This window comes from Streptomyces sp. NPDC087263 (genome assembly GCF_044744645.1).
GTDB lineage: Bacteria > Actinomycetota > Actinomycetes > Streptomycetales > Streptomycetaceae > Streptomyces.
In genome coordinates this window covers 866120-880026 of record NZ_JBIUYT010000001.1, presented here as the reverse complement: position 1 = coordinate 880026, position 13907 = coordinate 866120, and the positions used below count along the sequence as shown (strand labels likewise).

At 69.0% G+C, this 13907-nt stretch carries 8 protein-coding genes; 5 read left to right on the top strand and 3 right to left on the bottom strand.

Annotated elements, in window-relative coordinates:
• Nucleotides 1-277: 277 nt before the first annotated feature.
• Both ACIPC1_RS03915 and holA read left to right on the top strand, forming a co-directional pair.
• A complete protein-coding gene (locus ACIPC1_RS03915) occupies nt 278-523 on the top strand; it encodes a hypothetical protein (RefSeq protein ID WP_402512969.1) in 246 nt (81 codons plus the stop codon).
• 70 nt (nt 524-593) lie between these two features.
• Nucleotides 594-1580, top strand: coding sequence for a DNA polymerase III subunit delta (gene holA, locus ACIPC1_RS03910; protein ID WP_402512967.1), 987 nt, complete (start codon nt 594-596; stop codon nt 1578-1580).
• Nucleotides 1581-1992: 412 nt separating this feature from the next.
• Here the strand turns inward: holA and rpsT are convergent, their stop codons facing one another.
• On the bottom strand, nt 1993-2259 hold the full coding sequence (gene rpsT, locus ACIPC1_RS03905; RefSeq protein WP_384393638.1) for a 30S ribosomal protein S20: 267 nt from the start codon (nt 2257-2259) through the stop codon (nt 1993-1995).
• A 223-nt stretch (nt 2260-2482) separates the two neighbouring features.
• On the opposite strand from rpsT, the gene lepA reads away from it, so the two are divergent.
• Together lepA and ACIPC1_RS03895 are read left to right on the top strand one after the other, a co-directional pair.
• Entirely contained in the window at nt 2483-4351 is a 1869-nt protein-coding gene (lepA, locus tag ACIPC1_RS03900; protein WP_365441779.1) for a translation elongation factor 4, read from the top strand.
• 228 nt (nt 4352-4579) lie between these two features.
• Nucleotides 4580-6454 carry an AMP-dependent synthetase/ligase gene (locus ACIPC1_RS03895; RefSeq protein ID WP_402512965.1) on the top strand — a complete coding sequence of 625 codons (1875 nt, stop codon included), beginning with the start codon at nt 4580-4582 and terminating at the stop codon, nt 6452-6454.
• Between the two features lie 21 nt (nt 6455-6475).
• On the opposite strand, the gene ACIPC1_RS03890 is transcribed toward ACIPC1_RS03895, so the two are convergent.
• Together ACIPC1_RS03890 and ACIPC1_RS03885 are read right to left on the bottom strand one after the other, a co-directional pair.
• On the bottom strand, nt 6476-7060 hold the full coding sequence (locus ACIPC1_RS03890; protein ID WP_402512964.1) for a two-component system response regulator: 585 nt from the start codon (nt 7058-7060) through the stop codon (nt 6476-6478).
• Nucleotides 7061-7072: 12 nt separating this feature from the next.
• Entirely contained in the window at nt 7073-11212 is a 4140-nt protein-coding gene (locus ACIPC1_RS03885; RefSeq protein WP_402513407.1) for a HAMP domain-containing protein, read from the bottom strand.
• Between the two features lie 253 nt (nt 11213-11465).
• Here ACIPC1_RS03885 and ACIPC1_RS03880 point away from each other — a divergent pair, with 253 nt between their 5' ends.
• Nucleotides 11466-13883, top strand: a complete 2418-nt coding sequence (locus ACIPC1_RS03880; RefSeq protein WP_402512962.1) for a SpoIIE family protein phosphatase — start codon at nt 11466-11468, stop codon at nt 13881-13883.
• Nucleotides 13884-13907 lie beyond the last annotated feature (24 nt).

Sequence of the window (13907 nt, the reverse complement as noted above, 5' to 3'; positions counted from 1 at the left end):
GGCGAGAGAGGCGGGCTGATCGCACCGGCGGCGCGGGGTGGGGAGGCTGCCCGCCCAGGGTCGGGTCCCATAGAGGCACTCGTGGGCGGCGTCGGCGCAGGGGAGTGCGCGGGCCGGCAGTGTGCCGTGACGGCTTCGTCGTGGGAGCCGGCTGACCGTGGCGTAGGTCGTGTCTGGCACCGGTCGTGTCTGGCACCGGTCGTGTCTGGCACCGGGTGGGCCTGGTGTCGGTCGGGCCTGGTGTCGGTCGGGGTCCGGCGTATCGGAAAATGTCTGGGTGAGCGATGTGAGACATGTGCTGGTACTGCCCGACCGTGACGCCGCCGAAGAGGCCGCGCAGGCACTGGGTGACAGGTTCGGGTTGGATGAGGAACCGCAGCTCGTGCGGGACGCGCTGGCCGGTGAGGACGACGCCGAGGACGCGCAGTGGCTGGTGGTGCTGCGGGACACCGAGGCGCGGCTCGACCCGAAGGAACTGGACGAGTTCGTGGCGGAGTGGGACGGCTGGCGCGAGGAGCCGTAGCGCTCCGCGGGGGTGCCGGGTGCCGGGCACTCGCGCCGCGATGTCAGTGGCGCGTGGGATGCTTGTCGGGATGGCCAGGAAGACTGCTAATGACGACCCTCTCGCCCCCGTCACGCTTGCGGTGGGCCAGGAGGATCTCCTGCTCGACCGTGCCGTGCAGGAGGTGGTGGCCGCTGCCAAGGCCTCCGACGCCGACACGGACGTACGAGACCTCAGCCCCGACCAGTTGCAGCCGGGCACGCTTGCCGAGCTGACGAGTCCGTCGCTCTTCGCCGAGCGGAAGGTCGTGGTCGTACGCAACGCGCAGGATCTGACGGCCGACACGGTCAAGGACGTGAAGGCGTATCTGGGGGCGCCCGCCGAGGAGATCACCCTGGTGCTGTTGCACGCGGGTGGGGCCAAGGGCAAGGGGCTGCTCGATGCCGCGCGCAAGGTGGGGGCGCGGGAGGTGGCGTGTCCCAAGATGACGAAGCCGGCGGATCGGCTGGCGTTCGTGCGGAGTGAGTTCCGGGCGGTGGGCAGGGCCGCCACGCCTGAGGCCTGTCAGGCGCTGGTGGACTCCATCGGGAGTGATCTGCGGGAGTTGGCTTCCGCGGTGTCGCAGCTGACCGCGGATGTTGAGGGGACGATCGACGAGGCCGTTGTCGGGAGGTACTACACCGGGCGGGCCGAGGCGTCGAGTTTCACCGTGGCCGATCGGGCCGTGGAGGGGCGGGCGGCGGAGGCGTTGGAGGCGTTGCGGTGGTCTCTGTCGACCGGGGTCGCGCCGGTGCTGATCACCAGCGCGTTGGCGCAGGGGGTGCGGGCGATCGGGAAGTTGTCGTCCGCGCGGGGTGGGCGGCCGGCCGACCTTGCCCGTGAGCTCGGTATGCCGCCGTGGAAGATCGACCGGGTTCGGCAGCAGATGCGGGGGTGGACTCCGGATGGGGTTTCTGACGCTCTGCGGGCGATTGCCGAGGCTGACGCCGGGGTCAAGGGTGGTGGGGACGATCCTGAGTACGCCCTGGAGAAGGCTGTTGTGGTGATTGCTCGGGCTGCGCGGTCCCGGCGGGGGTAGGTGCCCGGCGTTGGCGTCGGCCGGGGAGTTATTCGCCCCCTCCGCCCCTGCCCGTCCCTTGTTCCTGGGGGCTGCCGCCCCCAGCCCCCCGCTGTCGCGCTGAACGCGCTCGTCCTCAAACGCCGGACAGGCTGAAGATGCCTCAAGCACCAGGCGGGCTGAAAGGCCTCCAACACCAGGCGGGCTGAAAGATGGCCAAAGCCCGCTCCCCTTCAACGCCCCAAGCCCCGCTTCCCTCCAACGCCAAAAGCCCCGCTCGCCTCCCGGGGAAGGGAGGAAGAGCGGGGCCTTGGATCACGTTGTTGGAACCACGCCCGCGTGGCGAACGCAGGTCGTGCGTGGGTCCGGGGTGCCGGGCAGGAGCGGAAGAGAGGGCCCGCTGGGTCCTTTCCGGCGGTTAAGTCGGGTTGGATCAGCCCTTGAGGGAAGCGACCTTGGAAGCAAGCGCCGACTTCTTGTTGGCGGCCTGGTTCTTGTGGATGACGCCCTTCGAGACGGCCTTGTCGAGCGCGCGCGACGCATCGCGCGTGTACTCGGTGGCCTTCTCGACGTCACCGGCGGCAGCGGCCTCGCGGGCCTTGCGGATCGCGGTCTTCAGAGAGGACTTGGTGGCCTTGTTGCGCAGCCGAGCCTTCTCGTTGGTCTTGATCCGCTTGATCTGGGACTTGATGTTCGCCACGAATGAGCCTTTACAGGTTCAGGCACGCGAGACAGCACGTCTCACACGCCGTTTGATTTCCTTGGGTGTGCCTCGTGCAGAGAGGGCATGAGACACAGCTACCCAGGCTACCAGTGCTCGTGCGAGCGGCCCAAACCGGTCGCAGCTCTCCGCCCGTGGGACCATGGAGCCTACGTATCGATCCGACCCGAGGCGACAGGCGCCTCAAGAGACAGGACCCTGCGTGCCCGCGACCCCTAACAATGTGCCCGAGCCGAGCCGTACCGCCCCGGCGCTGCTCCGCAATTTCTGCATCATCGCGCACATCGACCACGGCAAGTCCACGCTCGCCGACCGCATGCTCCAGCTGACCGGGGTGGTGGACCAGCGGCAGATGCGCGCTCAGTACCTCGACCGTATGGACATCGAGCGCGAGCGTGGCATCACGATCAAGTCCCAGGCGGTCCGGCTGCCCTGGGCATCGTCCGAGGATCCGGGCAAGACCCACATCCTCAACATGATCGACACCCCCGGGCACGTGGACTTCACGTACGAGGTGTCCCGGTCGCTTGCCGCGTGCGAGGGGACCGTGCTCCTCGTCGACGCCGCCCAGGGCATCGAGGCGCAGACTCTCGCCAACCTCTACCTGGCGATGGAGAACGACCTCAAGATCATCCCCGTACTCAACAAGATCGACCTGCCGGCCGCGCAGCCGGAGAAGTTCGGCGAGGAGCTCGCCAACCTCATCGGCTGCGACCCCGAGGACGTGCTGAGGGTCTCCGCCAAGACCGGGCTGGGCGTCGAGGCGCTGCTGGACAAGGTGGTCGCCGAGATCCCCGCCCCGATCGGTGTCGTGGACGCCCCCGCTCGCGCGATGATCTTCGACTCCGTCTATGACTCCTACCGCGGTGTCGTGACGTATGTGCGTGTCATCGACGGGCAGCTCAACAAGCGTGAGCGGATCCGGATGATGTCCACCGGAGCGACCCATGAGCTGCTGGAGATCGGCGTCTCGTCCCCCGAGATGACCGCGGCCGACGGGCTGGGTGTCGGTGAGGTGGGCTACATCATCACCGGGGTGAAGGACGTCCGGCAGTCCAAGGTCGGTGACACCATCACCACCCTGCACAAGGGGGCGACCGAGGCGCTCGGCGGGTACAAGGACCCCAAGCCCATGGTCTTCTCCGGGCTGTATCCGCTCGACGGGTCCGACTACCCCGAGCTGCGCGAGGCCCTCGACAAGTTGCAGCTCAACGATGCCGCGCTCGTCTACGAGCCGGAGACCTCCGCCGCCCTCGGCTTCGGGTTCCGCGTCGGGTTCCTCGGGCTGCTGCACCTCGACGTGGTCCGGGAGCGGCTCGAGCGCGAGTTCGGGCTCGATCTCATCGCGACCGCGCCGAACGTGGTGTACCGCGTCGACATGGAGGACGGCAGCGAGCACGTCGTCACCAATCCGAGCGAGTTCCCCGAGGGGAAGATCGACAAGGTCTTCGAGCCGGTCGTGCGGGCGACGATCCTTGCGCCCTCCGAGTTCATCGGCTCGATCATGGAGCTGTGCCAGACCCGGCGCGGCACCCTGCTCGGCATGGACTACCTCTCCGAGGACCGGGTCGAGATCCGTTACACGCTGCCGCTCGCGGAGATCGTCTTCGACTTCTTCGACCAGTTGAAGTCCAAGACCCGCGGGTACGCCTCGCTCGACTACGAGCCCACCGGCGAGCAGGCCTCCAGCCTGGTCAAGGTCGACATCCTGCTGCACGGCGACAAGGTCGACGCCTTCTCGGCGGTCACGCACAAGGACGCGGCGTACGCGTACGGGGTGCGGCTCGTCGCCAAGCTGCGTGAGCTGATCCCGCGGCAGGCCTTCGAGGTGCCGATCCAGGCGGCCATCGGGTCGCGGGTCATCTCCCGCGAGACCATCCGCGCCATCCGCAAGGACGTCCTCGCCAAGTGCTACGGCGGTGACATCTCCCGTAAGCGGAAGCTGCTGGAGAAGCAGAAGGAGGGCAAGAAGCGGATGAAGATGGTGGGCTCTGTGGAGGTTCCGCAGGAGGCCTTCATCGCCGTGCTCTCCAGCGACGAGGACAGCGGCTCGGGCAAGGGGAAGAAGTAGCCGCGCGGTACGCCGTTGTTCCCGGCTGTTCTCAAGGGCCCGCTGTGCTCCGGCGCGGCGGGCCCCTGCGCATGCGTCCGGTCGCGCTCTGTAGGAAGTGACAGGCCGCCGACTCTTACGCCGTGGCCGGACGGGCTTTACTCTGATCTCTGCTCGATAGTTACTCGCGAGTTAAACAACAGCCGCACCATTGAGCCAGCCGCGCTGTCGCGGGCTCCGGAGGATGTCGTGAGCGACACACAGACCCTGATCGAGAACCGTCCGCCGTCCGTCGCGGCCCTCTTCCTGGAGCGTGTGGCGGCCACGCCGGACGCCGAGGCCTACCGCTACCCGGTGCCCGCCGCCTCGGGCGAGGGCCCGGACGACTGGAAGTCGCTGAACTGGGCCCAGGCCGCCGAGCGGGTCTTCGCCGTGGCGGCCGGTCTGATCGAACTGGGCGTACAGCCCGAGCAGCGCGTCGCGCTCGCCTCCTCCACCCGGGTCGAGTGGATCCTCGCCGACCTCGGCATCCTGTGCGCGGGCGCGGCCACCACGACCGTGTACCCGCAGACGAACGCCGAGGAGTCGGCGTTCATCCTCTCGGACTCCGGGAGCAAGGTCCTGATCGCGGAGGACGCGGCCCAGCTCGCCAAGGCGGTGGAGAAGCGCGCCGACCTTCCCGAGCTGACGCATGTCGTGGTGATCGACCCGGCGGGCGTCGAGAGCAGCGACTGGGTTCTCACACTCGCCGAGCTGGAGAGCCGCGGCGCCGCGTACCTGGAGAAGAACCCCGACCTGATCAAGGAGAAGGTCGGCGCGATCACCTCCGACCAGCTTGCGACGCTGATCTACACCTCCGGCACCACGGGCCGCCCCAAGGGCGTCCGCCTGCCGCAGGACAACTGGTCGTACATGGCGAAGGCCATCGCCGCGACCGGGCTGCTCGGCCCCGACGACGTGCAGTACCTGTGGCTGCCGCTCGCGCACGTCTTCGGCAAGGTGCTCACGTCCGGCCATATCGAGATCGGGCACGTCACCGCCGTGGACGGCCGAGTGGACAAGATCATCGAGAATCTTCCGGTGGTGCAGCCGACGTACATGGCGGCCGTGCCCCGCATCTTCGAGAAGGTCTACAACGGGGTCGCGGCCAAGGCGCGGGCCGGCGGCGGCGCCAAGTACAAGATCTTCCAGTGGGCGGCCGAGGTCTCGCGCGAGTACGCGAAGGCCAGCCAGGACAACTTCCGCCGCACCGGCGTCGCCTCCGTGCCCTTCGCGCTCGGCGCCAAGCACAAGGTCGCCGACGCGCTCGTCTACGCCAAGATCCGCGAGGCCTTCGGCGGCAAACTGCGCGCCTGTGTCTCGGGCAGCGCCGCGCTCGCGCCCGAGATCGGCTACTTCTTCGCCGGCGCCGGCATCCACATCCTGGAGGGCTACGGCCTCACGGAGTCCTCCGCCGCCTCCTTCGTGAACCCCGGTGAGGCCTACCGCACCGGCACCGTCGGCAAGCCGCTGCCCGGCACCGAGGTGCGCATCGCGGACGACGGCGAGGTTCTGCTGCGCAGCCCCGGCATCATGGAGGGCTACCACGGGCTGCCCGAGAAGACCGCCGAGGTGCTCGAGTCCGACGGCTGGTTCCACACCGGTGACATCGGCGAGCTGTCTCCGGACGGCTACCTCAGCATCACCGACCGCAAGAAGGACCTCATCAAGACCTCGGGCGGCAAGTACATCTCGCCCGCCGAGGTCGAGGGCCACTTCAAGGCCGTGTGCCCGTACGTCTCCAACATCCTCGTGCACGGCGCCGACCGGAACTTCTGCACCGCGCTGATCGCACTTGACGAGCCGTCAATTCTGGGCTGGGCCGCGGAGAACGGCCTGGAGGGCAAGTCGTACGCCGATGTCGTCGCCGCGTCCGCCACGGTCAGCCTCGTCGAGGGTTACGTCAAGGAGCTCAACGAGGGTCTCCAGCGCTGGCAGACCATCAAGAAGTTCCGGCTGCTGCCCCGTGACCTCGACGTCGAGCACGGCGAGGTCACGCCGAGCCTGAAGCTGAAGCGGCCGGTTGTCGAACGCGAGTACAAGCACCTGATCGATGAGATGTACGCGGGGTCGCGCGAGGCATGAGTCCCCCGAGGGGGCGGGGAGTCACAGGCCTCGCCCTCTTCGCATCTCCCGCAGCAGCCCCTCCATCTGCCGTACCTGATGGCGCAGTTCGGACACGTCCTGCAGGCTGCCGGCCGACATGTGCGTCTCGATCTTCTTCAGGCAGCCCGAGAGTTCGTCGAACTGTTCCTGTTCGCGGGCGAGCATGCGTTCCAGCTGCTGGTTCTTGCGGTGGAGGTCGAGGAAGACGGTGACCTTGGCGCGCAGTACCCAAGGGTCGAAGGGCTTCGTCAGATAGTCGGCGGCTCCGGTCGCGTACCCGCGGAAGGCGTAGCCCGCGTCGGCGTCGGTGCCGGTCAGGAAGATGATGGGGACGTCCTTGGTCTGGTCGAGCCGCTTGATGTTCGCGGCCGTCTCGAAGCCGTCCATGCCCGGCATCCGGATGTCGAGCAGGACGACGGCGAACCGCTGCCGCAGCAGGGCCTTCATCGCCTCCTCGCCCGAACGCGCGCGCACCAGCGGCTCGTTGAGAGATCCCAGGACGGCCTCAAGGGCGATCAGATTGTCCTCCATGTCGTCCACCAGGAGGATGCTGGCGCGCTCGTCGGTTGTTTCCTCAGCGCTCATGGTGACTGTGCCTCACTCAGTCGTCGGCGGGATCGCGGGCTCCCCTGATGTGCTCGGTCCCGGTACAACGGGTACAGCAGTCTCTGTGGCGGCGTCCGGCCGCCGGTCCTCGTTCGCGCGCCCCGGGTTCCCCGGGTTCTCCGGCACAACCGGGATGCCCGCGGATCCGGAGCCCGCTGTGGTCTGCGGGTCGAGAAGCGCGCAGACGACGGTGAGCAGTTGGTCGACGTCCACCGGCTTGGTTACGTAGTCGTTGGCGCCCTGCGCGATGGACTTGTCGCGGTCTCCCGGCATCGCCTTCGCGGTGAGCGCGACGATGGGCAGGCCCGTCCAGCGAGGGGTGTGGCGGATGGCGGCGATCGTTTCGTAGCCGTCCATCTCCGGCATCATGATGTCCATCAGGACGAGTTCGACGTCGGGGTTGCGCTCCAGCGTCTCGATGCCCTCGCGGCCGTTCTCCGCGTACAGGACGGGCATGCCGACGCGGCCCAGGACATGGGTGAGTGCGAAGACGTTGCGGATGTCGTCGTCCACGATCAACACCCGCCGCCCCGGCAGGACTTGTCCCGCCCGGCCGGCCTTCCACGCCTCCAGTTTGGTGGGCGTGGGCCAGGTGTCGTCCGCTTCGTGAGCGGGGTACGGATCGGTGGACAGCTCCGGTACGGGCAGCTCGTGGTCCTCGTGGGTGCGTCCGGTCGCCGCGTGCCCGGGGCTGACGACAGGGACGTACAGCGTGAAGGTGGAACCCTGGCCGGGCTTGCTCTCGGCGATGATCCGGCCGCCGAGCAGCCCGGCGATCTCCCGGCTGATGGACAGGCCGAGGCCCGTGCCGCCGTACTTGCGGTTGGTGGTGCCGTCGGCCTGCTGGAACGCCTCGAAGATCACCGGGAGTTTCCCCGGGGCGATGCCGATGCCGGTGTCGGAGACCGCGAAGGCGATCACGTCGTCGCTGTTCTCGCGGGAGTAGATGTGGTCCGGGTCCTTGACGCGCCTGACGCGCAACTCGACCCGGCCGGTCGCGGTGAACTTGATCGCGTTGGAGAGCAGATTGCGCAGGATCTGCTGGAGCCGCTGCTCGTCCGACCACACCTCGCGCGGTACGTCCTCGCGGACGGTCACCTCGAAGGCGAGCCCCCGGTCGAGGGTGAGCGGGCGGAAGGTGGCGTGGACGTAGTCGAGCAGTTTGATGAGGGGGAGCTTCTTGGGGCGTACGTCCATCCGGCCGGCCTCGATCTTCGAGAGGTCGAGGATGTCGTTGATGAGCTGGAGCAGGTCGGAGCCCGATCGGTGGATCGTGGTCGCGAACTGCACCTCCTGGTCGGAGAGACGGCCGTCCGGGTTGTCCGACAACAGGCGGGCGAGGATCAGCAGAGAGTTCAGCGGGGTGCGCAGTTCGTGCGACATGTTCGCCAGGAACTCCGACTTGTACTGCGAAGACGTCGCCAACAGGGCTGCCTTTTCCTCCAGTTCCGCGTTCGAGCGCTGCAACTCCGCCTGCTGCGACTGGAGTTCGTCCGAGCGGTCCTGGAGCTGGATCGCCAGGCGCTGGGACTCGCCGAGCAGGGACTCGGTGCGGGAGTTGGCGATGATCGTGTTGATCGCGACGCCGATGGTGTTCACGAACTGGTCGAAGAAGGCCAGGTGGACGTCTGAGAAGCGGGAGAACGAGGCCAGTTCGATCACGCCGAGAAGCTTGTCCTCGAAGAGGATCGGGATGATGACGACGCTCGCTGGAGCGGCCTCGCCCAGACCGCTGTTGATCTTGATGTAGTCCGGCGGGACCTCCTCCACCAGGATCCGCTTCTTCTCGCGCGCGGCCTGCCGGACCAGCCCGTGCACCGGCATGCCGCCCGTGTCGACGGTCGCGCCCTGCGCCGAGCCGTACCCGGCGATGAAGGCGAGCCCCTTGGCGGGGATGGCGGTCCGCAGGGTCTCCTCCTCGGGGTCGGCCAGGTAGAAGGCGCCGTACTGCGCGTTCACCAGCGGGGTCAGCTCGCGCAGGATCAGGTCGGCGACCTCCATCAGGTCGCGGTGGCCCTGCATCAGCGCGGCGAGGCGGGCGAGGTTCGACTCCAGCCAGTCCTTCGCGCGGGTGGTCTCGCGCAGGTTGGCCACCATCAGGTTGATGTTGTTCTTCAGCTCGGTGACCTCGCCCTTGGTCTCCACCGTGATGGCACGGGACATGTCGCCCTGGGCCACCGCGGAGGCGACCTCGGCGATGGCGCGGACCTGGGTGGTCAGGTTCAGCGCCAGCTCGTTCACGTTCGTCGTCAGGCGCTTCCAGGTGCCGTACACGCCCTCGACCCTGGCCTGGCCGCCGAGTTGGCCTTCGGAGCCGACCTCGCGGGCCACCCGGGTGACCTCCGAGGAGAAGGAGGAGAGGGTGTCGACCATCGTGTTGATCGTCGTCTTCAGCTCCAGGATCTCGCCGCGGGCGTCCACGTCGATCTTCTTGGAGAGGTCGCCCTGGGCCACGGCGGTGGCGACCTGCGCGATGTTCCGCACCTGCGAAGTCAGGTTGTCGGCCATGTAGTTGACGTTGTCGGTCAGGTCGCGCCAGACACCGGAGACGCCAAGGACCTGGGCGCGGCCGCCAAGCCGGCCGTCCGTGCCGACCTCGCGGGCGACGCGGGTGACCTCGTCGGCGAAGGCGCGCAGCTGCTCCACCATCGTGTTGACGGTGTCCTTCAGCTCCAGGATCTCGCCTCGGGCGTCGACGGTGATCTTCTTGGAGAGGTCGCCGTTCGCGACGGCCGTGGTCACCTGCGCGATGTTGCGGACCTGCGAAGTCAGGTTCAGGGCCATGAAGTTGACGTTGTCCGTGAGGTCCTTCCATACGCCGGACACGCCGCGCACCTGCGCCTGGCCGCCGAGGTTGCCCTCGGTGCCGACCTCGCGGGCGACGCGGGTGACCTCGTCGGCGAAGGCGGAGAGCTGGTCGACCATCGTATTGATGGTCGACTTGAGCTCCAGGATCTCGCCCTTCGCCTCGACGGTGATCTTCTTGCCGAGGTCGCCCTGGGCCACCGCTGTGGACACCAGGGCGATGTTGCGGACCTGTGAAGTCAGGTTGTCCGCCATGAAGTTGACGTTGTCGGTGAGGTCCTTCCAGACCCCGGACACGCCGCGGACCTGGGCGCGGCCGCCGAGGTTGCCCTCGGTGCCGACCTCGCGGGCGACGCGGGTGACCTCGTCGGCGAAGGCGGAGAGCTGGTCGACCATCGTGTTGATCGTCGACTTCAGTTCGAGGATCTCGCCCTGCGCGTCGACCGTGATCTTCTGGCTCAGGTCGCCGTTGGCCACGGCCGTGGTGACCTGAGCGATGTTGCGGACCTGGGAGGTCAGGTTCGAGGCCATGAAGTTGACGTTGTCGGTGAGGTCCTTCCAGACCCCCGACACGCCGCGCACCTGCGCCCGACCGCCCAGCTGCCCTTCCGTACCGACTTCGCGGGCGACGCGCGTCACCTCGTCGGCGAAGGCGGAGAGCTGGTCGACCATCGTGTTCACGGTGAGCTTCAGTTCGAGCAGCTCACCGGTCGCCTCGACGGTCACCGTGCGGGTCAGGTCGCCGCGGGCCACCGCCGTCGTCACCAGCGCGATGTCCCGGACCTGGGCGGTCAGCCGGGACGCCATGGTGTTGACCGCCTCGGTCACGTCCCGCCAACTCCCGGACAGACCCGTCACCTTGGCGCGACCACCGAGCCGCCCCTCCGTGCCGACCTCGCGCGCGACCCGGGTCACCTCGCCGGTGAACAGGGACAGCTGGTCCACCATCTTGTTCACGGCGCGCCCCAACCGGCGTAAGTCGCCCCGGAGCTGACGATTACCGTCGTGCAGGTCGACCCGCTGGGTCAGATCGCCGCCGGCCACCGCGTCGAGGACGCGGGTCGCGTTCGCGGCGGGCGCGACCAGGGCGTCGAGCAACTGGTTCACGTCGTTGACCCGCGCCGTCCAGTTGCCCTGGCCCGGACTCGCCGAGAGACGCTCGTCCAGGCGGCCGTGCCGCACCAGGTCCCGGCGGACCCGCTGCGCCTCGGAGTTGAAGTGGGAGCTGCGGTCCATGATCTGGTTGAACATCGCGCAGAGATCGGCCACCACACCGTCGCCGGTCTCCGGCACCTTGCTGAAGTCACCATCCCGGGCGGCGGTCATCGCGGCGAGCAGCGGGCGCAGATCCGATGCCTGAATCCGGCCGTCGATCCGATCGGCGATCCGGCCGTCGACATGGCCGTCGATCCGATCGTCGACACGACCGTCGATCCGACCGTCTTCGAGCCCACGCATACCACTGTTCTCAGCCATGGCGGCCCACTTCGGTAACTCGGCGCTTATGGGCACAGTCAGTCTGTCACTGTGTCCGCATCGGCTGAGGCCTATTCGTCCGAACTGCTCAGGGAGCCGCACCGTGGGGGCCATTCCGACGCAACGGGAGTCCAAGGCGCGTGCGCCCGACGCGCCCGCGCACTACCGCGCCGGCCACGAAAAGGTCGCCCGCACTTCACTGGCGGGCACCCCGCTCGCGCCCGGAGCCGCCCGGGAGTTCGTGCGTGCCGCTCTCGCCGAGTGGGCCGAACTCGTCCCGCACGGAGCCGAGATGATCGACGACCGGCTCACCGATGACGCCGTCGTGGTCGTCAGCGAACTCGTCACCAACGCCGTTGTGCACGCGGGCACCGACGTTGAGCTGGCATGCGGCATGGAAAGCATGGACGACGGCTCGCCGGGCTCGCTGATCATCGAGGTGTCCGACCATCACGCGGCGCGCGCGATACGCGACGACTGCGTCGAACGGCCGTACGGTACACCGGAGTACGGGCGCGGTCTGCGGCTGGTCTCCGCGCTCTCCGACGCCTGGGGGATCACCTACCGCACCGGAATCAAGACCGTCTGGGCGCGGCTGCCGGTGGGCGGAAGCGGCCTCGGCGTGGGCGGCGAGGCGATCTCGGACGTCGACAAGGTCGACAGGATCGACAAGGTCGACAAGGTCGAAAGGATCGTGGAAGACGGCGAGAGGGCAGAGGCGTACGCCGGTGAACAGCCCCTGGAGCGCGGGCTGCGGGTGGCCGAAACACTCGCCCCTGAGTCGAGTCGCAGCGCGCAGCAGGAGCACGACTGGCTCGACCGCGGCGCCCTCTCCTTCCTCGCGGAGGCCTCCGACCTGCTCGCCGGGCAACTCGACGAGGACCTCGTCGCCGCGCTCGCCGGGCAGCTGATCGTGCCGCGCCTCGCCGACTGGTGCGCGGTGTGGCTGGAGGACGAGGCCACCGACCGGGCCGGCGGTCTCGGTCTCGCCCTGGGGCCGCGCCTGGCCCGCGTCTGGCACGGCAGCGAGAACCGCATCGAGGACCTGCGCCGCGCCCTGGAGAAGGACCCGCCCCGGCTGCCCGACTCGATACGTTCCCGCGCCGTGCCCGTGCCCTGGCCGGGGGAGGCGTTGGCTTCGGGTGGGGGGCACGGGGCGAGTGGGGTGGGCGGGGCGAGTGCTGGGGTTCGTGGGGCGGGTGGGCCGCGTGGGGCGGGTGTGGTCAGCAGGGCAGGCGGGGCGAGTGAGGTTACCGGGGCTGGCGGGGCGAGTGAGGTAGGCAGGGCAGGCGGGGCAGGTCCGGCGAGTGGGTCGGGTGGGAGCGGACCGGGTCCCAGGAGTGGGGCAGATGAGCCGGGCGCGAGTGGGGCAGACCTGGCGAGCGGTGTGAGTGGGGTTGGTCTGGGGAGTGGGTCGGGGGCGAGTGGAGGCGGTCTCGGGAGTGGGGTGAGTGGGGCTGGTCTCGGGAATGGGTCGGGGGCGAGTGGGGCCGGTCTCGGGAGTGGGCCGGGGGCGAGTGGGGCCGGTCTCGGGAGGGGGGTGAGCGGTCCCGGTGTGAGTGGGGCGGCGCTCGCGTACCGGCTGATCGCGGGTGGGCGGCCGCTGGGCACGCTCGTCATCGGGCGGGCCGGAGTGACCGGCTTCGCCGACGAGATCACGGGCCTCGTCGAGGACCTCAGTCGACGGATCGCGCTCGCCATCGGCGCGGCCCGCCAGTACGCGCGCCAGGCCACCATCAGCCGGGTCCTCCAGCGCGGCCTGCTGCCCGGGGCGGTCGCCGAGATCCCCGGGGTGCGCAGCGCCCTCGTCTACGAGCCGCTCGACAAGGGCGGCCCCAGCGGCGACTTCTACGACCTGTTCCCGGCCGGTGACGGGCGCTGGTGCTTCGTCGTGGGCGACGTACAGGGCAAGGGGCCCGAGGCCGCCGTGGTGATCGGCCTTGCCCGGCCCTGGCTGCGGCTGCTGGCCCGCGAGGGGTACGAGGTCGCCGACGTCCTGGACCGCCTCAACAGGCTCCTGCTCGACGACGCGACGGAGGCGGCGGACGCGGCGGCCCGCGCGCTGGTGGCAGCGGGCGGGCCCGGGCTCGGCGCCGACCCCGGACCGCAGACACGCTTCCTGTCCATGCTGTACGGCGAACTGGTGCCCTTCGACGGTGGAGTGCGCTGCACCCTCGCCTCCGCCGGGCATCCGCTGCCGCTGCTGCTCGGCCCCGACGGCGACGTACACGAGGTGGCCTGCCCCCAGACCCTCCTCGGCGTCTTCGAGGACGCGACCTACGTCTCCGAGACCTTCGAGCTGTACCCCGGCGACACCCTGCTGTGCGTCACGGACGGCGTGACCGAGCGCCGCAGCGGGCCGCGCCAGTTCGATGACGACGACGGCCTCGCCGAGGCCCTGGTCGGCTGCACCGGCCTGAGCGCGGAACTCATCGCGGAACGGATCCGCAGGCTGGTCCACGAGTTCGGCGCCAAGCCGCCGGAGGACGACATGGCGCTGCTGGTCCTCCAGGCGGAATAGCGGGCTGTGAGGAATGCGGACCAG